Consider the following 23930-nt stretch of genomic DNA (forward strand, 5'->3'; position numbering starts at 1 on the left):
TAAGTTATCGGAATGATTCGAATTTTTAGCCAAGTAAAGACATGCAAGTTTCATCACGGCGTGACATTAGTCGAATTACTAATTGTTACTTCAATCATTGCAGTCCTAAGTACAATAGCTTATCCAAGTTATACTTCCTATGTATTAAAAAGCTATAGAACTGAAGCTCTTGAAGCACTCACTAAAACTCAACTTCATATAGAGAGTCTCTACTCAACCAGAACTGAAAGTACTTCAAAGGAAAAATATCAAGCGCTACTAGAACTAACCATCAATAAAAGTAATGGTTCTTGTCTACAAGAACATATCTGTAAAGTTGATGATAATAGATATCTTCTTTCTTACAATTTAACTAACTCTGGTATGAATATTTATACTTTAACAGCAACTCCACAACCTGATCTTGGCCAGAATAATGATAGATGTGGTATTTTAACTTTAAATGCTGGTGGTGTAGGCTTAGGTAATAGTTCAGGGTGTTGGTAATATTATAGGACGTAGGTGACATATAAAGTCGCCCATACCTTTCACGAACTCCCAACACGCGCGTTCTTATGGTGGGGGAATCCGCTGCTCTTTTCTCAATCTGCAAATAGTAAAAAGGCCCATATCTTTCGATATGAGCCTTCTTAAATATGGCAGGGGTGGAGAGATTCGAACTCCCAACACGCGGATTTGGAATCCGCTGCTCTGCCAGTTGGAGCTACACCCCTGTAGTTATTTTAAAGACTTAACTCTGTCTATAAATAAGTGGCGGAGTGGACGGGACTCGAACCCGCGACCCCCGGCGTGACAGGCCGGTATTCTAACCAACTGAACTACCACTCCGCAGTGTCTATTCAGCATAATGCTATTTTTGATTTTACTTTTATTAAAAAGTAAAAATAAATAGGAGCCTGGCGATGTCCTACTCTCACATGGGGAAACCCCACACTACCATCGGCGCTATTACGTTTCACTTCTGAGTTCGGCATGGGATCAGGTGGGTCCATAACGCTATGGTCGCCAAGCAAATTCTTTCTATCTACCTCAATAAGAGATAAATAATAATCTGGAAAGCTGTTTCTCTATATAAAGAGCTGTTCTTAATCACATTCAATACGTTTCTTGCAACTTCAAATCCGTTCAAAACCCCTTGGGTGTTGTATGGTTAAGCCTCACGGGCAATTAGTACAGGTTAGCTCAATGCCTCGCAGCACTTACACACCCTGCCTATCTACGTCGTAGTCTCCAACAACCCTTTAGGATACGTAAAGTATCAGGGATGACTCATCTCAAGGCTCGCTTCACGCTTAGATGCTTTCAGCGTTTATCGATCCCGAACTTAGCTACCGGGCAATGCTACTGGCGTAACAACCCGAACACCAGAGGTTCGTCCACTCCGGTCCTCTCGTACTAGGAGCAGCCCCTTTCAATCATCCAACGCCCACGGCAGATAGGGACCGAACTGTCTCACGACGTTCTAAACCCAGCTCGCGTACCACTTTAAATGGCGAACAGCCATACCCTTGGGACCGACTTCAGCCCCAGGATGTGATGAGCCGACATCGAGGTGCCAAACACCGCCGTCGATATGAACTCTTGGGCGGTATCAGCCTGTTATCCCCGGAGTACCTTTTATCCGTTGAGCGATGGCCCTTCCATTCAGAACCACCGGATCACTATGACCTGCTTTCGCACCTGCTCGAATTGTCATTCTCGCAGTCAAGCGGGCTTATGCCATTGCACTAACCTCACGATGTCCAACCGTGATTAGCCCACCTTCGTGCTCCTCCGTTACTCTTTGGGAGGAGACCGCCCCAGTCAAACTACCCACCAGGCACTGTCCGCAACCCCGATAAGGGGCCAACGTTAGAACATCAAGCATACAAGGGTGGTATTTCAAGATTGCCTCCACCAATACTAGCGTACTGGTTTCAAAGGCTCCCACCTATCCTACACATGTAGGGTCAATGTTCAGTGCCAAGCTGTAGTAAAGGTTCACGGGGTCTTTCCGTCTAGCCGCGGGTACACTGCATCTTCACAGCGATTTCAATTTCACTGAGTCTCGGGTGGAGACAGCGTGGCCATCATTACGCCATTCGTGCAGGTCGGAACTTACCCGACAAGGAATTTCGCTACCTTAGGACCGTTATAGTTACGGCCGCCGTTTACTTGGGCTTCGATCAAGAGCTTCGACCGAAGTCTAACCCCATCAATTAACCTTCAAGCACCGGGCAGGCGTCACACCGTATACGTCATCTTACGATTTAGCACAGTGCTATGTTTTTAATAAACAGTTGCAGCCACCTGGTATCTGCGACTCCCGGCAGCTTAGAGAGCAAGTCTCATCACCGCTAGGAGCGTACCTTCTCCCGAAGTTACGGTACCATTTTGCCTAGTTCCTTCACCCGAGTTCTCTCAAGCGCCTTAGTATTCTCTACTCGACCACCTGTGTCGGTTTGGGGTACGATTCCTTACAATCTGAAGCTTAGAGGCTTTTCCTGGAAGCATGGCATCAATGGCTTCACTACCGTAGTAGCTCGACATCGTGTCTCAGCCTAACAAGAGTCCGGATTTACCTAAACTCTTAGCCTACGCACTTGAACTTGGACGACCGTCGCCAAGCCCACCTAGCCTTCTCCGTCCCCCCATCGCAATTATAAGAAGTACGGGAATATTAACCCGTTTCCCATCGACTACGCTTTTCAGCCTCGCCTTAGGGGTCGACTTACCCTGCCCCGATTAACGTTGGACAGGAACCCTTGGTCTTCCGGCGAGGGGGTTTTTCACCCCCTTTATCGTTACTCATGTCAGCATTCGCACTTCTGATACCTCCAGCATGCCTTACAGCACACCTTCGACGGCTTACAGAACGCTCCCCTACCCAGCACAATAAATTGCACTGCCGCAGCTTCGGTGTATAGCTTAGCCCCGTTACATCTTCCGCGCAGGCCGACTCGACCAGTGAGCTATTACGCTTTCTTTAAATGATGGCTGCTTCTAAGCCAACATCCTGGCTGTCTGAGCCTTCCCACATCGTTTCCCACTTAGCTATAACTTTGGGACCTTAGCTGGCGGTCTGGGTTGTTTCCCTCTCCACGACGGACGTTAGCACCCGCCGTGTGTCTCCCGGATAGTACTTACTGGTATTCGGAGTTTGTAAAGGGTTGGTAAGTCGGGATGACCCCCTAGCCTTAACAGTGCTCTACCCCCAGTAGTATTCGTCCGAGGCTCTACCTAAATAGATTTCGGGGAGAACCAGCTATCTCCAAGTTTGATTGGCCTTTCACCCCTAGCCACAAGTCATCCGCTAATTTTTCAACATTAGTCGGTTCGGTCCTCCAGTTGATGTTACTCAACCTTCAACCTGCCCATGGCTAGATCACTTGGTTTCGGGTCTATATCCAGAGACTGAACGCCCAGTTAAGACTCGGTTTCCCTACGGCTCCCCTAAACGGTTAACCTTGCCACTGAATATAAGTCGCTGACCCATTATACAAAAGGTACGCAGTCACATAACAAGTATGCTCCTACTGCTTGTACGTACACGGTTTCAGGTTCTATTTCACTCCCCTCACAGGGGTTCTTTTCGCCTTTCCCTCACGGTACTGGTTCACTATCGGTCAGTCAGTAGTATTTAGCCTTGGAGGATGGTCCCCCCATATTCAGACAGGATATCACGTGTCCCGCCTTACTCGTTTTCACTGATGATGAGATGTCGGTTACAGGGCTATCACCTTGTATCGCGCCACTTTCCAGAGGCTTCACCTGTCTCATTAAAAGCTTAAGGGCTAACCCAATTTCGCTCGCCGCTACTTTCGGGATCTCGGTTGATTTCTCTTCCTCGGGGTACTTAGATGTTTCAGTTCTCCCGGTTTGCCTCGCTGCGCTATGTATTCACGCAGCGATACTAGCTTATGCTAGTGGGTTTCCCCATTCAGAAATCGTAGACTCAAATGGTTTTTACTACCTAATCTACGCTTATCGCAAGTTAATACGTCTTTCATCGCCTCTGACTGCCAAGGCATCCACCGTGTACGCTTAGTCACTTAACCATACAACCCCAAGAGGTTTCGTATGGACCGTTTGCTTTCACTTTTAAAAAATGAAGACAAAACAGCAACCAAGGTTGAACTCGTCGCTATCTCTGTATAAAAGATAGGGAGTTCTGGTTTTTCGCCGGATTCAAAATACAAGAACACTTGAATGTGTTTTTAATTTGTTTATCTAAGATAAACAAAAGATATTAAGAACTTTTAAATTTTGATTTAACTTAATTACAGCCTAAGCTGTTTTGTTTTACTTTTTCAAAAGTAAAAATAAATTAAGCTAAATCAGTCAGCTTTCCAAATTGTTAAAGAGCGATTTCACGCTAATGCGTGTAACCATTTTTAAATACTCTTAAAGGCGTTACCTAAAAGAACGTTTAAAGATGGTATCCCGTAGGGGAGTCGAACCCCTGTTACCGCCGTGAAAGGGCGGTGTCCTAGGCCTCTAGACGAACGGGACACTGGATACTCTAAATTAAAACCTAATTAATCTGTGTGAGCACTCATAAATCGTAATCTATCGTTTAAGGAGGTGATCCAGCCCCAGGTTCCCCTAGGGCTACCTTGTTACGACTTCACCCCAGTCATGAACCACAAAGTGGTGAGCGTCCTCCCGAAGGTTAAACTACCCACTTCTTTTGCAGCCCACTCCCATGGTGTGACGGGCGGTGTGTACAAGGCCCGGGAACGTATTCACCGTGACATTCTGATTCACGATTACTAGCGATTCCGACTTCACGGAGTCGAGTTGCAGACTCCGATCCGGACTACGACGCACTTTTTGGGATTCGCTCACTATCGCTAGCTTGCAGCCCTCTGTATGCGCCATTGTAGCACGTGTGTAGCCCTACTCGTAAGGGCCATGATGACTTGACGTCGTCCCCACCTTCCTCCGGTTTATCACCGGCAGTCTCCCTGGAGTTCCCACCATTACGTGCTGGCAAACAAGGATAAGGGTTGCGCTCGTTGCGGGACTTAACCCAACATTTCACAACACGAGCTGACGACAGCCATGCAGCACCTGTCTTACAGTTCCCGAAGGCACTAAGCTATCTCTAGCGAATTCTGTAGATGTCAAGAGTAGGTAAGGTTCTTCGCGTTGCATCGAATTAAACCACATGCTCCACCGCTTGTGCGGGCCCCCGTCAATTCATTTGAGTTTTAATCTTGCGACCGTACTCCCCAGGCGGTCTACTTAACGCGTTAGCTCCGAAAGCCACGGCTCAAGGCCACAACCTCCAAGTAGACATCGTTTACGGCGTGGACTACCAGGGTATCTAATCCTGTTTGCTCCCCACGCTTTCGCATCTGAGTGTCAGTGCCTGTCCAGGGGGTCGCCTTCGCCACTGGTATTCCTTCAGATCTCTACGCATTTCACCGCTACACCTGAAATTCTACCCCCCTCTACAGCACTCTAGTTCACCAGTTTCAAATGCGGTTCCGAGGTTGAGCCCCGGGCTTTCACATCTGACTTAATGAACCACCTGCATGCGCTTTACGCCCAGTAATTCCGATTAACGCTCGCACCCTCCGTATTACCGCGGCTGCTGGCACGGAGTTAGCCGGTGCTTCTTCTGTCGCTAACGTCAAGATGTGCAGCTATTAACTACACACCCTTCCTCACGACTGAAAGTACTTTACAACCCGAAGGCCTTCTTCATACACGCGGCATGGCTGCATCAGGCTTTCGCCCATTGTGCAATATTCCCCACTGCTGCCTCCCGTAGGAGTCTGGACCGTGTCTCAGTTCCAGTGTGGCTGATCATCCTCTCAGACCAGCTAGAGATCGTCGCCTTGGTGAGCTCTTACCTCACCAACAAGCTAATCTCACCTGGGCTAATCTTAGCGCGAGAGGTCCGAAGATCCCCCTCTTTGGTCCGAAGACATTATGCGGTATTAGCTATCGTTTCCAATAGTTATCCCCCACACTAAGGCATATTCCCAGGCATTACTCACCCGTCCGCCGCTCGTCAGCGAATTAGCAAGCTAATTCCTGTTACCGCTCGACTTGCATGTGTTAGGCCTGCCGCCAGCGTTCAATCTGAGCCATGATCAAACTCTTCAATTAAAGTTTTTTGGTTGCTCTGTCTTTTCTATATTAAAGAGAAGCAGAAACAAAACCGGCTCAATGATTAATACTGATTGTTACATAAAAGTAATTTTGTGTAGTCACTCAGTTCATTGATTATTTTGTTCGCCTTACTTCGAGAAGTAAGAGCAAACTAGTGATTATCAACTCACAAGTGCCCACACAGATTAATAGGTTTCAAATTTTTAAAGAGCAAACTTCAAGTTTCGAAGCCTTTCGGCTTTCTCTTGAAGCGGACGGCCATAATACTTACTTAATATTAAGTGTCAAGCACTTAACTTAATAAATAATTAAAACAACCTCACTAAACATTAAACTTAGATTTAACTCATCCGTTCCGTGTCAGTGAGGCGGCATTATAGAGAGTCTTTAATATCATGCAACTGTTTTTTAGTAAAACAACAAAAAAACAGTTTAAGTGATTAAAATTAACCCAACCCGCTTATTTACCCATCAAAAGTCGTCATTTTGAGTGGTAATTAGATGATTATCTTTCACCTTTAGTTTAATCGCTTCACCAGTTCTTAATTTGCCACTTAAAATGTCTTGGGCTAACGGGTTTTCTATATAAATTTGAATTGCTCTTTTTAATGGCCTTGCTCCATAAACAGGATCAAATCCAGCTTCTGCAATTAAATTCAATGCATCGCTTGAAATCTCTAATTGATAGTCTTTTTCATTTAATCGTTTTTCCAAACGTTGCAACTGAATAGAAGCAATATCCTTAATATGATCTTGGCCTAACGGATGGAAAACAACGGTTTCATCAACTCGATTTAAAAACTCAGGTCTAAAGTGCTGGCCAACAACTTCCATTACCAACGCTTTAATTCCCTCATAATCTAGCTCTCCAAAATGTTGCTGGATTTTATCTGAGCCTAAATTAGAGGTCATAATGATCACGGTATTTTTAAAATCTACCGTTCGGCCTTGACCATCAGTGAGTCGACCATCATCCAAGACTTGCAAAAGTATATTGAATACATCTGGATGTGCTTTCTCTACTTCATCAAGTAATAAGACCGAGTAAGGTTTACGTCTAACCGCCTCAGTTAAATACCCACCTTCTTCATATCCAACATATCCTGGAGGAGCGCCAACTAATCGAGCGACTGAATGTTTTTCCATAAACTCCGACATATCAATACGGACCATCGCATCTTCACTATCGAACATAAAGTTAGCTAATGATTTACAAAGTTCAGTTTTACCTACACCTGTTGGACCTAAAAATAAAAATGACCCTATTGGGCGGTTAGGATCAGAAAGCCCAGCTCGGCTGCGTCGAATGGCATTGGATACCGCTTCAACTGCTTCTCCTTGTCCTATCACTCGCTTATGTAGTTCACCTTCCATCTTTAATAGCTTATCTCTTTCCCCTTCAAGCATTTTATTAACAGGTATGCCAGTTTGACGAGAAAGAACCTCTGCGATTTCACTGTCAGTTACTTTATTCTTTAATAAGCTCATCTCTTGCATTTCAGCTTGAGCGGCAAGATCCAATTGCTTTTCTAACTCTGGAATACGCCCATATTGCAATTCAGACATACGATTCAAATCGCCTGCACGTCGAGCAATGTCCATATTGCTTCTTGCTGTATCTAACTCTGTTTTTATATGTTGAGTTCCAGAAAGTGCTGCTTTTTCTGCTTTCCAAACTTCTTCTAGTTCAGAGTAATCTCGCTCTTTCTCTCTTAATTCAAGATTTAATGAGTCTAAACGTTTTAAGCTAGCATCATCACTCTCTTTAACTAAGGCTTGTTGCTCTATTTTTAGTTGGATAATTTTACGATCAAGTTTATCTAGTGATTCAGGCTTAGAATCGATTTCCATTCGAATACTCGATGCGGCTTCATCGATCAAATCAATTGCCTTATCCGGTAATTGTCTGTCAGATATATAGCGATGAGACAATGTCGCTGCTGCCACAATTGCAGGATCGGTAATCTCAACGTGATGATGGATTTCGTAACGTTCTTTTAAACCGCGTAATATAGCGATCGTATCCTCGACAGTTGGCTCATCAACAATGACCTTTTGAAAACGTCTTTCTAATGCAGGATCTTTTTCTATATATTGACGGTATTCATCTAATGTCGTTGCGCCAACACAATGTAAATCACCACGAGCTAATGCAGGTTTAAGCATATTACCTGCATCCATAGAACCCTCACCTTTACCTGCTCCAACCATAGTATGAACTTCATCAATAAAGAGAATAACATTACCTTCTTCTTTTGCCAGTTCATTTAAAACCGCTTTTAAGCGCTCTTCAAACTCACCTCGAAATTTAGCACCTGCAACCAATGCGCCAATATCTAAAGACAATACTCTTTTATGTTTTAAGCCTTCAGGAACCTCACCATTGATAATACGTTGAGCTAAACCTTCAACAATGGCTGTTTTGCCAACACCTGGCTGACCAATAATGACTGGGTTGTTTTTAGTTCGTCTTTGAAGAACCTGAATTGTCCTACGTATTTCATCATCACGCCCAATAACAGGATCAAGCTTGCCTTGCTCTGCTCGCTCAGTAAGATCTACAGTAAATTTCTCTAATGCTTGGCGTTTTTCTTCAGCATTTTGATCATTTACTTTCTCACCACCACGGATCTCATCAATAGATTTTGAGATCTTCGCTTCAGTAAGCCCAAGTTCTTTAAATAAATTACCTAGTGGTCCTTTATCTTCGATAGCTGCAAGCATGAATATTTCAGATGAAATATAAGCATCTTTTCGTTGTTGAGCGATTTTGTCACACAGATTAAAAATAACGCCCATGTTTGATGACAATTGTACGTCACCACCAATGCCTGTGACTTTTGGGGCTTTGTCTAGAATTTCAGATAGCTTAGAACGAAGTTGGGTTACATCAATATTAAGCAATGTCAGTAGTGGCCTGATAGTACTGCCATCTTGATTTAATAAAGCCACCATTAAATGGGTTGGCTCAATATATTGATGATCTTGACCCAGTGCTAATGATTGAGCATCTGAAATGGCGATTTGAAATTTACTGGTAAATCGGTCTAAACGCATAACCCTCTCCTAGAGAAGAAAAGTAAGTAACTATTACTTCTTAAATGGGGTTTAGTGCTTTAGAAATCAACTAAGAGGAATGGAAATAAAAAGGTTCATCGCGGCTTTCCGGGGAAAGCCGCTTTTATCTTCATAAAGAAATAGTCTGTATCTCTGTAGCCATACCCCATTCTTTTGATCAGCTTAATTTTGTTATTTATTCCTTCCAGTGTACATGTATTTAATCGATATAAAGCCGAACTAACAATTCCGTGAAGGTATGGTTTTAACTTTCGTGCAAAACTGATTAATGGTTGGATCCCACTCTCATTTACCTGTTGCCACCATACATCCCATAGTTCTATTGCCTGCGTTTCTGAATCACAATACCAGAGCTCTTTTAATTGCTCTCCTAGCAAATGAGTCACCATTAAATCGTGGTTTACCGAAAGTATTTCATCTAGATAACTCTGTTGATTTGCGTCTAGGTTGTCTCTATTTTTCAAAAGGATCCAGCGTGAACGCTTAATCCAACGACGAGCTTTTTTGTCTTCTTTGAGTTGATTCGCTTGATCTACCCTAACTCTATCCATTACCTCTCGTCCATATTTGGCTACCACATGAAAAAGATCGTATACAATACGCGCATTAGGGCAATGAGCTTTCACTTCGAGATCGAAAGCTGTATTCATATCCATAGCTACTGCTTCGATATTTTCGGCATGCTCACCAAGCTCTTCAAAGAAAGGCCTGATATCAGTTCGGCTTCTACCTAAACCAATCCAAAGCACTTGATGTGTCTGCGCATCGGCAATCACTGTTGCATATCGATGTCCTTTAAATATGGCAAACTCATCCATCACTAGTTGACGTAATTTATCCCATGGTATGTCAGGGATAACTCGTTTAAGTCGTTGTTTATCAATGTTCTTTATCGTGTGCCAATGTACTCCAGTCAGTTCTGAAATATGTTTAATCGGCAGCAAAGGCAGCAGTTGTTCAATATATTCTATCAATCGATTAGTCAGGCGTGAGTATGGTTTAAGCCAAGATATTGCTTCCGTTTTTGTACCACATAGCGAACATGTAATGCGCCTAGTCTGAATCAAAAGTTCAACTGGAGTTCCTAATATCATAGCGTCTTTAATAGTTCGCCACTGAGTATCGTGAGTAAATTCAGAGAGTCGCCCACAAGAGCAGAATGCTGGGGAATCAGGCTTTAAGGTTATAGAGATTAATGAATCAGTTTTATGAGATTTTACGATCTGAAAACCTTTCCAGAATGATGATAAAAAAGTATTATTTGGCATGAAAACGGCAGTTTATGAAAAGTTGTGTTTGGCGATGTAACTTTACCACTAACTGCCGTTTTTGTTTTCAATTCCCGCTAATCTGCGATGAACCAATAAAAAGGGATCATTCAAACCAAATTAAGGTTGCTTGACGACCGGTTTCTCCCTCTTTTCTATAAGAGAAAAATTGATCTGTATTTGAATAAGTACACAGATTTGAGTAATAAACCTCTTGAACACCAACACCCTGTAAGCGTTGAGTAGCAAGCAGTTCTAAATTCGCTAGCCATTTGTCTAGATTATGACTTGGAATAAAAGCGTTTATCGCTTGAGGGTCTTGTTCACAAAACAGTTGCTTAACTTCATTACCTACTTCAAATGCAGTAGGGCCAATGGCTGGTCCACACCACGCAATAAGCTCATTCGAAGAAAAATGCTCTACTGTATTTTCTAAAATACCATCAAGAAGACCACGCCATCCAGCATGAGCTGCTGCAACTTCTGTTCCTTCCTTGTTACAAATAACAACTGGCAAGCAATCTGCAGTCATTACACAACATACTTGATTTGCTGTATTTGTATATGCAGCATCAACAGAAGGAGGATTCATTGAATTTGAATGAGGAAGGGTAATAACCTTAGTCGAATGAATCTGATTTAACCACGTTGGTGCAGTAGGTAACTGCGCCAACGTAATAAGTTTTTCACGATTGAGCACAACATCATTATGATTGTCACCAACATGATCACCTAAATTTAAACTCGAAAATGGAGCTTTAGACACACCATCTAAACGAGTCGTACTAACTACGTTAATATTTTTAGGAGCAGACCATTCTGGCAACAATAGTGACATTTAATACTCGTCCTCATGCAATAGACGTTCATCGTCACGTAAAGCTTGAGATAGAGCAATCATGTCATCAGGGATTGGTGCATGGAATTCCATGACTTCACCTGTAATAGGATGATCAAAACGTAACATGGCAGCATGAAGCGCTTGACGGTTAAAGCCACGGATCATGTCAATTAACTCTTGTGACGCACCTTTAGGGATACGAGCGCGACCACCATAAGCAGTATCACCTACTAGTGGATGCTGTAGATAAGACATGTGCACACGAATTTGGTGAGTACGACCTGTTTCAAGACGTAAACGTAAACGAGTATGAATTCGGAAATGCTCAGCAACACGGTAATGTGTTACAGCATCTTTACCTAATTCATGAACTGCCATTAACGTACGCTTTTGAGGGTGACGTCCGATTGGTTTTTCAATCATACCGCCTGCCGTCATACGACCTAATACTACCGCCTCGTATTCACGAGTGATCTTACGTTTTTGTAGCGCACGAACCAAACGCGTTTGAGCTGGTACTGTTTTCGCTACTACCATTAAACCTGTCGTGTCTTTATCTAAACGGTGCACGATACCTGCACGAGGTACCTCTGCGATGCTTGGGTAATGGAATAACAATGCGTTTAGTACCGTTTTATCCGGCGTACCAGCACCTGGATGTACAACGAAGTCACGAGGTTTATTAATTACTAATAAATCATCATCTTCATAAACGATATCAAGAGGAATATCTTGAGCTAACCAACGCTGCTCATCTTCTAACTCCGCTTTAACTGAAATTTCTTCTCCGCCCATCATTTTTACACGAGCTTTAGTGATAACTTCACCGTTAACGGAAATTTTACCCGCTAATACCCACTCTTTAATGCGTGAACGAGAGAAATCAGAAAACAACTCTGCAGCAGCTTGATCTAAACGCTGACCTAGTTGACTTTCTTTTACTGTACTTGTTAACTCTATTTGTTGTGCCATATCGAACTTTTTTTAAATTAGTGGTACTAATACCAAACAAATACGTCATATTTGGTATCATCAACACTGTAAGTGAAATAAACTATCTGCCATTGTATCTGTTAACGACGCATTTCGTAATGGATAACTTCAGTTTTTTTAGTCAAGGATCATTTTCAAGCATGAAACGCTTAACACTTTCTTCATTATTAGCCGTCTCTTTACTGGTGGGTTGCTCAAGCAGTGATGATGTAATCCCTGATATCCCACCATCAGAATTATATTCCCAAGCTCAAATCTCTTTACAGGCAGGTAATTGGACAAGTGCGATAGAACGCCTTGAAGCTCTAGATTCTCGTTATCCTTTTGGGGCCTACTCTGAGCAAGTTCAACTCGATCTAATTTATGTATATTACAAAAATGATGACCTCGCTTTAGGCTTAGCCACCATTGAACGCTTTAATCGTTTAAATCCAACTCATCCGAAAGCAGACTGGGTATTATATATGCGTGGACTGACTCATATGGCTCAAGACCGAAGCTTCATGCATGATCTTTTTAGAGTCGACCGTTCAGACCGAGATCCAGAACCAGCACGTGCCGCATTTAAAGATTTTAAGCGATTACTTGATCGTTATCCAAATAGCCTTTATGCAGAAGATGCCCAAACACGTATGTTCTCATTAAAAAACCGTTTAGCTGAATATGAATTCGCGACAGCTGATTTCTATTTACGTCGAGAAGCGTGGATTTCTGCAATAAAGCGCAGTCAAGAACTGCAACGAACTTATCCAGATACAGAGGCGGCAAGAAAGTCGCTAACGATAATGCTAGCTGCATATAAAGAATTAAAATTGGATGATGCAATAAAACGCACTGAAGAATTAATTGCATTGAACCCTCAATAACAGAGTTTAGTAAAAACAAAAAGCCGCACTTAAAATAAAGTGCGGCTTTTTTATGTCTCTGCTTGTTCTGAAATGCTCAAACTCACAAAACCTACAAGGCTAAAAATTAACCATAAAAAACAATAGGTTGAGGTAAAGCCCTAAAAACAAGAATTTCTAGTAATCAACCCTTTCAATCTACCTACTTTACCCAATTCATCAAGTTTTTTTTCAAAAAAAATCTGAATGGCTTGCCTGAGATCACATTCAACCACCTTCTCTACAAAACACTTTAAAATAGTGATCTAGATCACTTTATTTTTACTGTGGATCCGTAATCTGAATACATGCCAAACGGGGCAAGAGAGAGGAAAATCATATGAAAGTAGAAATCACTGGTAACAACATCGACATCACTCCAGGCATCCGTGAACGTATTGAAGGGAAATTTAAAAAACTAGAAGAAAAAAGAAATCTAGACATTATTGGTCGTCACGCTAGTGTTACAAAGCGCGCAAATGGCAAACATAAGGTAGAAGCGCAAGCAACTATTGCAGGTGGCAAAGTTGCAGCCTCGGCAGAACAAGAAGACCTATTCGGTGCAATTAGAGAGATGTACCAAAAACTAGAACGCCAACTAGATAAGCTACAACACAAAGGCGAGGCTCGCCGAGCAACTCATGCTCAAGCACCTATCGTTGAAGAGCCAGAAGTTGACCTAGAAGAGGAATACGAACAGTAATTAAATTGTCAACTCAAACGTTTTCTGAAACAGCGCTCATTTGAGCGCTGTTTTTTCTTGACGCAAACTTATCGATTCCTTATTGTGAATTAACTCTTAATTTACTAGGTTTGCATATTCATGACTGATACCCGCTATTCTCTGGATGAGATCCGTTTACGCCTTAATGAACTTGATAATGAACTATTAACCCTTTTTTCTGAACGTCGTAAACTCAGTCTTGAAGTTGCTAAAAGCAAAGTCCAAACCGCCAAACCTGTTCGAGACCCAAAACGTGAGCAACAATTACTTGTAAAGTTAATTGAAAATGGCAAAGCATTCGACCTTGATGCTTATTACATCACTCAACTATTCCACATCATCATTGAAGATTCTGTTTTATTACAGCAAGAATATTTTCAAAATCTAGCCAATCCAGAATTAAGCAGAAAGCCTGTTGCAAGAGTTGCTTATCTTGGTTCAAAAGGCTCTTATTCAAACTTAGCAAGTCGTCGCTATTTCAGTAAGAAAAATATTGAGCTGGCAGAACTTGGCTGTGAAAACTTTAGAGAAGTCATTAAAACCGTAGAATCAGGTCATGCTGATTACGGTGTGTTACCGATTGAAAATACCAGCTCGGGCTCTATCAACCAGGTTTACGATTTACTTCAACATACAAGCTTATATATTGTTGGGGAATTAACCCAGCAGATTGATCATTGCTTATTAACCACTACAGAAACCTCTCTAGAAGCAATTAAGACCTTGTACTCTCATCCGCAACCACATGAGCAATGCAGTGAGTTTTTAAACCGTTTGGATAATGTAGAGCTTATCTCTTGTGCAAGCACAGCAGATGCAATGATCACCGTAAAAGAACTAAACTCACCAGAAGTCGCAGCTATCGGTAACTCTGACAGTGGTAAACTGTATGGTCTTCAATCCTTGATTGGTAACATATCAAATCAAACAGATAATCAGACTCGATTCATTGTTGTAGCAAGAAAACCCGTTGATGTATCAGAACAAATACCAGCGAAAACCACACTGATCGTATCAACCTCTCAAGATGCAGGTTCACTAGTAGAGTCACTATTAGTCTTACGAAAATATGGTATTAATATGACGAAATTAGAGTCTCGCCCTATCATGGGTAACCCTTGGGAAGAAATGTTCTATATTGATTTACAAGCACACTTGAAATCAGAAGCAATGAGTGCAGCTATTGAGGAATTAACCTCTATTACACAGTATTTAAAAGTTCTTGGATGCTATCCAATAGAAAATGTAACTCCTACTGATATTCCTCAAATGAAATAATTACTTTTTATGACCTATAAATCAACGAATACAAAAATATATGTTCGTTGATTTATATAAAGGATTACATTTAAACATGATACATAACGTTATTATAGCTTCACTTAACCCAGCTAAAATACATGCAGTAGAAGCAGCATTCACTCAAGCATTCCCTACTATGGATTTTGTTTTTGAAGGGGTCTCAGTTAAGAGTGAAGTTGCTGACCAACCAATGAGCTGCATTGAAACCAAACGAGGAGCAGTAAATAGAGTTAATAATGCCAAACTATTACGCCCAAAAGCCAGTTACTACGTTGGCCTTGAAGCTGGAATAGAAAATACCGCAACGTTTGCCTGGATGGTTATTGATAATGGAAGAATGGTTGGAGAATCACGATCATCTAGCTTACCTCTTCCTCCAATGGTCATCGCTGCTGTAAAAGAAGGGAAAGAATTAGGTCATGTAATGGATGCACAATTTAATACTGAAAATATAAAGCAAAAAGGTGGGGCTATTGGCTTATTAACCAATAACCTATTAACAAGAAGCTCTGTTTATCAACAAGCACTTACTCTTGCTCTGATCCCTTTTCTTCATCCTGAACGTTTTTAGCACTTTGTTGAAGTAATTCCATTAGCCATTCTTTTTCATCATAAGTATGGCTTTTTAATTCATTTGAACCTCGAGTTATTGTCGCAATACCTACACCTAATAATTGGCTGATCTGTCGCTGACTTAACTCACCTTGCAATAATTCATGACAAATATTGACTCGTGCAATTAGGGCATCACGCTCATCAGGGGTCATCAACATGGTCAACAAAGATTGATGCTTACCTTGTTCTGCAGCATTCGCTATCAATGTCATCACTTGTGACCAATCAGAATATTTTGCTGAACCTGACATAAAATCCTCATTACAATAATAAAAAAGGGAGCTCTTAGGCCCCCTACTTTATAATCAATCTAAAATAATTAATACTCTAAATTCAGTTCTTTCTCTGATAGGAAAGATCCTTTTTCACCAAGTAAACTACGATAGTAAGTTTCAAACATTAAAATGTTTTGTACGTAACCACGCGTTTCCTTAAAAGGGATAGCCTCTATAAATGCGTAAGCATCTAGTTTCTCATCAGAGACCGCCCTCCATCGTTTTACACGGTGAGGACCCGCATTATAACCCGCTAATGCAAATATTCGATTCCCATCATAATCATCCATTAAACCTTTTAGATAATTCGACCCTATATGAATATTTACATCAACATCATTTAAACTACTAACGCCTTCATACTTATTATAATCGATCTTTTTCGCCGTATATTTAGCAGTCCCTGGCATAATTTGCATTAAACCACGAGCTCCAACCGGTGATTGAGCCTCTGCATATAAAGCACTCTCTTGGCGAGATAACGACATTAACGTCACTTTATCTAAACCTAGCTCTTTACTGTAATGTCCAAACCACCACTGATGTGCAATAGGAAAACGTAAACTCAAATATCCCCACATTCTCCCCTTAATTGTCGCGAGCACTGTAAAGTGATGCCAACGATGTTGAGCCGCATAACTTGCAAGCTCTTTCACTTCAGTTTTTGATGCCCTATTAAGTAAATATTCCCATTCACTTTTTGCTGTTGGTATTTCATCAATAGCAATCAGCTCCTTAATTCGAGCTAACTCAATGTTATATTTTTCTTTTACAGGCTTAATATTCGTTGGCGCGGTATTCATTGGGTATTGAACTGGCTCCCCTAAAATATTTGCAGCTGCAACACTGTAAAAATTACGCTGACCAAGCAGTTTATGTAGTCTTTCATTCGCTTTAGCGTGCTCACCATTTTCACTCTCAATACGAGCTTGCCAGAACTGCCAACGTAATGACGCTTTACTTTCTGGAGTTAAGTATTCCATCCATTTACTGATATCATTCCAATCCGCAGCACGAATTGCGACACGCATACGGCGCTCTATATAAGAATCTTCTGGATACTTTTCAAGTTGGGTATCTCGCCATTGTGCAAGATCATCAGAGCTGGTCGACATAATGCTACTCACAATGCGATGTGTAACTTTCACTAGCTCTTCTTGAGAAAACTTTTGTTTCTTTGCGATAGCTGGGAGCATCTCAATCGCTTTACGTGGATCTTTCCTTGCTTCCCTTTCCATAGAAATAAAGGTTAATTGTTTGGTAAATTCAGATGATTTATTCTTAACTGAATATGAAACAAGTAAATCAGGATCATTGAATAACGCAATTATATCTTTAGCTTGTTCTTTCGCTTTATCTGACTCTAACATCTTTTCTAAATAGGAGAATAAGCTGTTATTACGAGCCTTATAAACCAATAACATTCGGTCAATAATTAACTCATCCGTTAGCTTGCCAGCATCGGACCACGCTTTAAATAAATCATCACATTCATAGGTAACAGATCCACCTGTTAGCCATAATTTTTCAGCGCCTTTCCATGCTGCTTTTTTATCTCCAAGTTCATTTTTTGCTTGATAGTAATAACATTTTAAGTTTGTACTGCTTGGTTCATTAGGAAAGTAATCCAAAAATTCTTTCCAGCGCTCATTTAAACCAAGTACCACTAAATACTGATAATCTAAAGAATTGCCAATCGCTAAGGTTTTATGGGTATGCCTAAATAGTCGAATATCGTCTGGTGTTTTAGAACTCAAATCCATTCGTAATTCACGATAATCTAAATAAGGAGCAAGAGGATAATCCTTTAGGCTCTCTCTTACTGTTATGTACTCATCAAGCTTCTTTTCAGTAAGCAACTCCTTTGCTTCTTGGTATTGAACTCGTGATTCATCTATCGATAATGCCTCAACGGTATGCACACTCATTCCAATGCACAACACTGCCATCATCCCTAACTTCTGCTGTGTATATTTCATTGATTCTTTAAACACCTAACTTTCCAACCTTTTCATCGACACGTTGAGTATGGGACAGAGTTAAACAACTCTCTAATTTCTTCTTTTAGTTTACTTATATTACCCTAGTAACTACCAGAATGAGTGTTAAACTGTGTATCATAAATAGTAAAATAATATTTCCGTTAACCTACTCTAATAAGTGATTATGGCTGAATACGTATATACAATGTCACGAGTGAGCAAAATTGTTCCTCCAAAAAGACAAATCCTGAAAGACATTTCTCTTAGCTTCTTCCCTGGTGCAAAAATCGGTGTTCTTGGCCTAAATGGTTCAGGTAAATCAACCCTTCTTCGCATTATGGCAGGTTTAGATACCGATATTGATGGTGAAGCTCGTCCACAAGCTGGATTAAAAGTTGGCTACCTACCACAAGAGCCTGTTTTAGATGAATCAAAAACAGTTCGTGAGATTGTAGAAGAAGCCGTTTCGGATGTTGCAGGTGCACTTGCTCGTCTTGATGCAGTTTATGCGGCTTACGCCGAAGAAGGTGCCGATTTCGATGCTCTTGCCAAAGAACAAGGTGAACTTGAAGCGCTTATCCAAGCAAAAGATGGGCATAACCTAGATAATGCTCTAGAACGTGCAGCTGATGCCTTACGCCTTCCTGAATGGGATGCGAAAATCGAATTTTTATCTGGTGGTGAACGCCGTCGTGTTGCAATTTGTCGTCTATTACTTGAAAAGCCGGACATGCTGCTTCTTGATGAACCAACCAACCACCTTGATGCTGAGTCAGTTGCTTGGCTTGAGCACTTCCTTGTTGATTACTCTGGTACTGTTGTGGCAATTACCCATGACCGTTATTTCCTAGATAATGCGGCAGGTTGGATCTTAGAGCTTGACCGTGGTGAAGGTATTCCATGGGAAGGTAACTATACGTCTTGGTTAGAACAAAAAGATGACCGTCTAAAACAAGAATCAGCAAAAGAAAACGCTCGTCAAAAAACGATTGAAAAAGAACTTGAATGGGTTCGTCAAAACCCTAAAGGTCGCCAAGCAAAATCAAAAGCGCGTATGGCTCGTTTTGAAGAACTTCAAAATACAGATCACCAAAAACGTAATGAAACAAATGAACTGTTCATTCCGCCTGGTGAGCGTTTAGGTGATAAAGTTCTTGAAGTAAATAACCTAACTAAATCATTTGGTGATCGTGTTCTTATCGATGACTTATCATTTAGCATGCCTAAAGGCGCTATAGTCGGTATTATCGGTGCCAATGGTGCAGGTAAATCAACATTATTCAAAATGTTAAGCGGTACAGAAACACCTGATTCAGGCACTATTGATTTAGGTGAGACAGTTAAACTGGCTTCTGTTGATCAGTTCCGTGATTCTATGGATGACACTAAAACTGTTTTCCAAGAGATCTCTGAAGGCGCAGACATTATCAAAATCAACAATTTTGAGATCCCAGCTCGCGCTTACTGTTCTCGTTTCAACTTCCGAGGTAATGACCAACAGAAAATAATTGGTGATCTTTCTGGTGGTGAGCGTAACCGTGTTCATTTAGCGAAATTGCTAAAAACGGGTGGTAACGTATTACTACTTGATGAACCAACCAATGACCTTGATGTTGAAACATTACGAGCATTAGAAGAAGCACTTCTTGAATTTCCAGGCTGTGCAATGGTCATCTCGCATGACCGTTGGTTCTTAGACCGTATTGCTACACACATTCTTGATTACCGTGATGAAGGCCAAGTAAACTTCTTTGAAGGTAACTACACAGAATATAGCGATTGGCTGAAGAAAACATTAGGCGCTCAAGCAGCAGAACCTCATAGAATCAAATACAAACGTATAACGAAATAATTCAACATTTCACATATTATTTGATGTTTATCATAAGGGCCGCAGTATTGCGGCCTTTTTATTAGACTTAGAACAAACCAAACATCATACTTAGAAGTTAAGCGTATAATATAAGGATAGTATTATGATCGAACGACGTAAGTTTTCACGCGTGGTCTATCAAGCCAATGCCATTATTTTACATAATGAGACATCATTAAATGGATCTTTAATTGATTTATCTCTTCACGGCTTACTCGTCGCATTAGACGATGATTGTGAACTTGAACCAAATGAAAAAATGACGGTGAGATTTACTCTTAATGAGAGCGATATTCATATCATTGCTGAATGCAAACTCATTCAGAGAACAAATAATATACTAAGACTCTGTATTCAACATATAGATATTGATAGTATTAGCCACCTTAAACGTTTAATAGAACTCAATGTTGGAAATAACGATATGTTGTTACGCCAACTCTCAGAGCTAACCACACTAACCTAATGTAATAAGTTGTTATTTTTATGCCAGATAAAATTCGTATTTCCGTTTCTCATAATAAGGGAACTCGTTTCTTCGCTATTTCTCCTAAACGGAAAAACCTTGTCATTTTATCTCTTTTACTAGGGGTTAGTTCATTCATATTAAGCGGTTTTGGATTACATTACTTTTACCAAAAGCAACAAGCTTCTAAGCTAGCCATCGCACAACTTCAAGTACAAAACAGTAATCTAAACAACCTCATTATTGAAAACAACAATAATAATCATGATTTAACTCAACAACTTGAAGCGAAAGAAAATGAATTTATAGTTATTAGTCAACGAGTTGAAGATGTTGAGTCAGTACTTGGATTACAAGATGTCTCAGAAGAAGATACTCTATTATCTGAAAAAACATTAGAGCAGCGTCTAGATGTAGCAACCATTGATTCTGCAGTTAGAGCGACAATGTTTCGTTTAATACCTAACGATACTCCAATTAATTTTATTAGAAATTCATCCAGTTTTGGAAAAAGAACAAATCCTATTTCAGGTAAAAGACAACGTCATTTAGGGCAAGATCTTACTTGTAAACGTGGTACTGAAATTTATGCTCCCGCCGATGGCGTCGTTGAACTCGCACGTCCAAGTAATAAAGGTTATGGTAATCTACTTAAAGTTCAACACTCATTTGGCTTTATGACCATGTATGCTCACTTACAAAAATTTAAAGTTCGCTCAGGGCAATTTGTAAGGAAAGGTGAGCTAATTGCAACGTGTGGTAATTCAGGAAACTCTACAGGGCCACACTTACATTATGAAGTACGATTTCTAGGCAGAGTATTAAACCCTCAATCTTTTATTGATTGGACGCCAGAGCGCTTTGAAAGCTTATTTGAAAAAGAGCGAAGTGTTAAATGGACGCCACTTGTCGAAATTATGAATAACATGGTAAAGCTTCAATTAAAATTAACTCAAAAGCCAACCGTTGAACAAATTGAAGCCATTAATACAGTAAAAGCAGAACAACAAATACCGATGTCAATAACTCAATAAATTAACTTCATTTACATATAAAAAAGGTGAGCAAGTGCTCACCTTTTTTATTTATCGTAACTTAAAATCTCGTTTTAACTAGCTTCGTTCTCTATGAATCGAATCATTCGCTTGTCTAAGTAAGCCTTTACTTTCGATTAGAAATTGCTCTGCATAATCTCCAAACCAATGTTCAACTTCTTTAAAATTATCAATAAAGCCTTCACGATTATGATTTTCTAATAACACAATTGCATCACCAAATCGTTGATGAAAACGCTTTATCATTTCAATATTTTCTTCTGATGAAAGAATAATGTCAGCATATAGATTAGGGTCTTGTGCAAACAATCGCCCTACCATCAATAACTCCAAACGATAAATTGGAGAACTTAAATTAAGTAGTTGTTCAATATCAGGATTTTCTTTAGCAAGATGTTGACCATATGCAAATGAAGTAAAGTGACGCAGAGCTTGGATTAGTGTCATTCCATGATCATGCTCTGTTGCAGATATATCACGAACGATTGCACCCCAAATTTCAAACTGATTTTTAAGCCAAGCGTAACTTTCTTTGTTACGTCCATCGCACATAACAATCACTTGTTTCGCTAAACTAGGGATATCAGGACCAAACATTGGGTGTAAACCAACTACTGGACCTTTATGAATATCCATCATTGCTTGTAGTGGCTTTTTCTTTATGGACGTTAAATCACATAGAATACAATCTTCAGGTAATCCTGAGAGTTTATTAATTACATCAACGGTCAAATTAATAGGAACAGTAACAACCACCATGCCTGCGTCATTTAAAATTGTCTCTGCATTATTCCAATCTTTACTGCCAAGGATCCGTACTTCATAGCCAGATAATCGAAACATTTTGGCAAATAAACCACCAAGCTGTCCATTACCGCCAACCACTACAATTGGCCGTAATTCAGGTTTTAAACATTTGAAGCCTGAGTCATTTTCACTACTATAAGATTCACGCATTGTGCGACGTAAGATATCTTCGATTAAGGATGGCGGAACTCCTTTCTTTTCAGCTTCTTGTCGTCTTGAAGCAAGCATCGCTGCTTCCCTGCTTGGATCATAAATAGGTAATCCATGTGCACTTTTGACTTCACCAACTTGTTCAACTAAATGCAAACGTTGAGATAAAAGATCCAACATTTGTTTATCTACTGCATCAATTTGGTCGCGTAAATGACTCAGTTCTACCGCCATCTCGTTCTATCCTTTTAAACGATCTTCCAATACTGGAATTAATTCTTTATGAGTATGACGTAATAGTGCCTCAGTTGAATCCCAATTGATACATGCGTCTGTGATAGAAACCCCATATTTCATCTCTGATAATGGAATGTCAGAAGGTTGATTTCCTTCATTTAAATGACTTTCAATCATCAATCCTATGATTGATTTATTCCCTTCACGAATTTGATGAATGACATCTTCGGCAACCAATGGCTGGCGACGGTAATCTTTACGAGAATTAGCATGGCTACAATCGATCATTAGCGCCGCATCAAGATTAGATTTCGCTAACTCTTCTTCACATTCAGTTACTGATACCGAATCGTAATTTGTCTGCTTACCACCACGTAAAATTACATGACCATTGGGATTGCCCTGCGTAGTTAATAACGCTACCTGTCCTTCACTGTTAATCCCCATGAAACGATGGCTTGAAGCTGCTGCTTGCATTGCATTAATTGAAGTAGAAAGACTACCATCCGTGCCATTTTTGAAACCAACAGGAACAGAGAGGCCGCTCGCCATTTCACGGTGTGTTTGCGATTCCGTTGTACGAGCACCAATAGCCGCCCAACTAAATGTATCACCAATGTATTGTGGACTAATTGGGTCTAACGCTTCAGTCGCTAATGGAATTTCCATTTCAGCTAAATCAACAAGTAGTTGTCTTGCTGCATGTAAACCATGTTCTATATCAAAAGAACCATCAAGATGTGGGTCATTAATTAATCCCTTCCAACCCACGGTGGTTCTTGGCTTTTCAAAGTAAACACGCATAACAATATAAAGCTGATCTTTAAGATCTTCAGCGATCGCTTTTAAACGCTTAGCGTACTCTTTCGCTGCATCGATATCATGAATTGAACATGGCCCACAAACGATCAATAAGCGGTGATCTTTCTTATGGATAATATTTGAAATAGTTTGGCGAGATTGCTGGATAAATTGGCGAGCATTATCACTTAATGGAATTTTATTTTTTAACTCTTGTGGTGTGATCAGTACTTGTTCATCGCTGATATTGATATTACTTAGTTCGCTTTTTTTCATACTCTATACCTGTAAACTTTTATTTCCATTAAGTGTCTTTTAAGACGAATAGAAATAATTTAACATCTATAGGATGAAAATCAACTGTTGTAATTAAATAAATACAAATTAACCTAACTGTAAATAATTAATTACACCTTAATTTAGACATAAAAAAAGGTACGCTGATAACAGCGCACCTTCATAGCACATTTGAGAACG

The 23930-nt window shown here is 40.5% G+C and carries 16 protein-coding genes, 3 tRNA genes and 3 rRNA genes; 8 read left to right on the forward strand and 14 right to left on the reverse strand.

The genetic code is table 11. The features are described 5' to 3' along the window. Positions 1-12 precede the first annotated feature (12 nt). Positions 13-486, forward strand: a complete 474-nt coding sequence (locus AC2IP4_RS10870) for a type IV pilin protein (RefSeq protein ID WP_486310269.1) — start codon at positions 13-15, stop codon at positions 484-486. Positions 487-636: 150 nt separating this feature from the next. Here the strand turns inward: AC2IP4_RS10870 and AC2IP4_RS10875 are convergent. The 10 genes from AC2IP4_RS10875 to rluD form a co-directional block, all read right to left on the reverse strand. Continuing rightward, positions 637-713, reverse strand: a tRNA-Trp gene (locus AC2IP4_RS10875). A gap of 38 nt (positions 714-751) precedes the next feature. Continuing rightward, positions 752-828, reverse strand: a tRNA-Asp gene (locus AC2IP4_RS10880). A gap of 66 nt (positions 829-894) precedes the next feature. Further along, a 5S ribosomal RNA gene (gene rrf / locus AC2IP4_RS10885) occupies positions 895-1010 on the reverse strand. A gap of 136 nt (positions 1011-1146) precedes the next feature. Beyond that, positions 1147-4037: ribosomal RNA gene (locus AC2IP4_RS10890) — 23S ribosomal RNA — on the reverse strand. A 378-nt stretch (positions 4038-4415) separates the two neighbouring features. Next, positions 4416-4491: transfer RNA gene (locus AC2IP4_RS10895), tRNA-Glu, on the reverse strand. Positions 4492-4556: 65 nt separating this feature from the next. Beyond that, positions 4557-6099: ribosomal RNA gene (locus AC2IP4_RS10900) — 16S ribosomal RNA — on the reverse strand. The 16S, 23S and 5S rRNA genes sit together here with 3 tRNA genes alongside, the layout of an rRNA operon. Before the next feature lie 474 nt (positions 6100-6573). After that, positions 6574-9159, reverse strand: a complete 2586-nt coding sequence (gene clpB / locus AC2IP4_RS10905) for an ATP-dependent chaperone ClpB (RefSeq protein WP_486310270.1) — start codon at positions 9157-9159, stop codon at positions 6574-6576. A gap of 95 nt (positions 9160-9254) precedes the next feature. Next, positions 9255-10448, reverse strand: coding sequence for an ISL3 family transposase (locus AC2IP4_RS10910; RefSeq protein ID WP_375320385.1), 1194 nt, complete (start codon positions 10446-10448; stop codon positions 9255-9257). 106 nt (positions 10449-10554) lie between these two features. Further along, complete coding sequence (gene pgeF, locus AC2IP4_RS10915) at positions 10555-11286, reverse strand: peptidoglycan editing factor PgeF (protein WP_486310271.1); 732 nt, start codon at positions 11284-11286, stop codon at positions 10555-10557. Then, on the reverse strand, positions 11287-12261 hold the full coding sequence (gene rluD / locus AC2IP4_RS10920; protein ID WP_060992388.1) for a 23S rRNA pseudouridine(1911/1915/1917) synthase RluD: 975 nt from the start codon (positions 12259-12261) through the stop codon (positions 11287-11289). It lies immediately after the preceding gene. 161 nt (positions 12262-12422) lie between these two features. Between rluD and bamD the strand changes: the two genes are divergently transcribed. From bamD to yjjX, 4 genes are all read left to right on the forward strand, one after another. Then, positions 12423-13148, forward strand: a complete 726-nt coding sequence (gene bamD, locus AC2IP4_RS10925) for an outer membrane protein assembly factor BamD (protein ID WP_375321847.1) — start codon at positions 12423-12425, stop codon at positions 13146-13148. A gap of 358 nt (positions 13149-13506) precedes the next feature. Further along, a complete protein-coding gene (hpf, locus tag AC2IP4_RS10930) occupies positions 13507-13869 on the forward strand; it encodes a ribosome hibernation-promoting factor, HPF/YfiA family (protein WP_060992389.1) in 363 nt (120 codons plus the stop codon). Positions 13870-13989: 120 nt separating this feature from the next. Beyond that, positions 13990-15168: a prephenate dehydratase gene (gene pheA, locus AC2IP4_RS10935; RefSeq protein WP_375321846.1), complete on the forward strand. Its 1179-nt coding sequence runs from the start codon at positions 13990-13992 to the stop codon at positions 15166-15168. 76 nt (positions 15169-15244) lie between these two features. Then, complete coding sequence (yjjX, locus tag AC2IP4_RS10940) at positions 15245-15763, forward strand: inosine/xanthosine triphosphatase (protein ID WP_105054087.1); 519 nt, start codon at positions 15245-15247, stop codon at positions 15761-15763. Here the strand turns inward: yjjX and trpR are convergent. Beyond that, positions 15720-16058: a trp operon repressor gene (gene trpR / locus AC2IP4_RS10945; protein ID WP_375321845.1), complete on the reverse strand. Its 339-nt coding sequence runs from the start codon at positions 16056-16058 to the stop codon at positions 15720-15722. The two genes, yjjX and trpR, sit on opposite strands and share 44 nt — an antisense overlap. 68 nt (positions 16059-16126) lie before the next feature. Next, the gene (gene sltY / locus AC2IP4_RS10950; RefSeq protein ID WP_486317124.1) at positions 16127-18076 is read right to left on the reverse strand and encodes a murein transglycosylase; all 1950 of its coding nucleotides are present in this window, start codon (positions 18074-18076) and stop codon (positions 16127-16129) included. A gap of 172 nt (positions 18077-18248) precedes the next feature. Between sltY and ettA the strand changes: the two genes are divergently transcribed. From ettA to AC2IP4_RS10965, 3 genes are all read left to right on the forward strand, one after another. Beyond that, positions 18249-19916: an energy-dependent translational throttle protein EttA gene (ettA, locus tag AC2IP4_RS10955; RefSeq protein WP_486310272.1), complete on the forward strand. Its 1668-nt coding sequence runs from the start codon at positions 18249-18251 to the stop codon at positions 19914-19916. A gap of 124 nt (positions 19917-20040) precedes the next feature. After that, positions 20041-20403: a PilZ domain-containing protein gene (locus tag AC2IP4_RS10960; protein WP_486310273.1), complete on the forward strand. Its 363-nt coding sequence runs from the start codon at positions 20041-20043 to the stop codon at positions 20401-20403. Positions 20404-20423: 20 nt separating this feature from the next. Continuing rightward, positions 20424-21437 carry a M23 family metallopeptidase gene (locus AC2IP4_RS10965; protein ID WP_486310274.1) on the forward strand — a complete coding sequence of 338 codons (1014 nt, stop codon included), beginning with the start codon at positions 20424-20426 and terminating at the stop codon, positions 21435-21437. A gap of 78 nt (positions 21438-21515) precedes the next feature. On the opposite strand, the gene tyrA is transcribed toward AC2IP4_RS10965, so the two are convergent. Next, positions 21516-22649: a bifunctional chorismate mutase/prephenate dehydrogenase gene (gene tyrA / locus AC2IP4_RS10970; RefSeq protein WP_486310275.1), complete on the reverse strand. Its 1134-nt coding sequence runs from the start codon at positions 22647-22649 to the stop codon at positions 21516-21518. A gap of 6 nt (positions 22650-22655) precedes the next feature. Then, on the reverse strand, positions 22656-23729 hold the full coding sequence (locus tag AC2IP4_RS10975; protein WP_375321839.1) for a 3-deoxy-7-phosphoheptulonate synthase: 1074 nt from the start codon (positions 23727-23729) through the stop codon (positions 22656-22658). Positions 23730-23930 lie beyond the last annotated feature (201 nt).

The organism is Aliivibrio thorii, assembly GCF_057368585.1.

What these genes read in the sequence shown, in the direction of transcription:
- hpf (WP_060992389.1), top strand. Translation starts at nt 13,507, where the DNA reads ATGAAAGTAGAAATCACTGGTAACAACATCGACATCACTCCAGGCATC.
- AC2IP4_RS10910 (WP_375320385.1), bottom strand. Translation starts at nt 10,448, where the DNA reads ATGCCAAATAATACTTTTTTATCATCATTCTGGAAAGGTTTTCAGATC.
- AC2IP4_RS10965 (WP_486310274.1), top strand. Translation starts at nt 20,424, where the DNA reads ATGCCAGATAAAATTCGTATTTCCGTTTCTCATAATAAGGGAACTCGT.
- bamD (WP_375321847.1), top strand. Translation starts at nt 12,423, where the DNA reads ATGAAACGCTTAACACTTTCTTCATTATTAGCCGTCTCTTTACTGGTG.
- AC2IP4_RS10975 (WP_375321839.1), bottom strand. Translation starts at nt 23,729, where the DNA reads ATGAAAAAAAGCGAACTAAGTAATATCAATATCAGCGATGAACAAGTA.
- yjjX (WP_105054087.1), top strand. Translation starts at nt 15,245, where the DNA reads ATGATACATAACGTTATTATAGCTTCACTTAACCCAGCTAAAATACAT.
- pgeF (WP_486310271.1), bottom strand. Translation starts at nt 11,286, where the DNA reads ATGTCACTATTGTTGCCAGAATGGTCTGCTCCTAAAAATATTAACGTA.
- AC2IP4_RS10870 (WP_486310269.1), top strand. Translation starts at nt 13, where the DNA reads ATGATTCGAATTTTTAGCCAAGTAAAGACATGCAAGTTTCATCACGGC.
- rluD (WP_060992388.1), bottom strand. Translation starts at nt 12,261, where the DNA reads ATGGCACAACAAATAGAGTTAACAAGTACAGTAAAAGAAAGTCAACTA.
- pheA (WP_375321846.1), top strand. Translation starts at nt 13,990, where the DNA reads ATGACTGATACCCGCTATTCTCTGGATGAGATCCGTTTACGCCTTAAT.
- trpR (WP_375321845.1), bottom strand. Translation starts at nt 16,058, where the DNA reads ATGTCAGGTTCAGCAAAATATTCTGATTGGTCACAAGTGATGACATTG.
- clpB (WP_486310270.1), bottom strand. Translation starts at nt 9,159, where the DNA reads ATGCGTTTAGACCGATTTACCAGTAAATTTCAAATCGCCATTTCAGAT.
- AC2IP4_RS10960 (WP_486310273.1), top strand. Translation starts at nt 20,041, where the DNA reads ATGATCGAACGACGTAAGTTTTCACGCGTGGTCTATCAAGCCAATGCC.
- ettA (WP_486310272.1), top strand. Translation starts at nt 18,249, where the DNA reads ATGGCTGAATACGTATATACAATGTCACGAGTGAGCAAAATTGTTCCT.
- tyrA (WP_486310275.1), bottom strand. Translation starts at nt 22,649, where the DNA reads ATGGCGGTAGAACTGAGTCATTTACGCGACCAAATTGATGCAGTAGAT.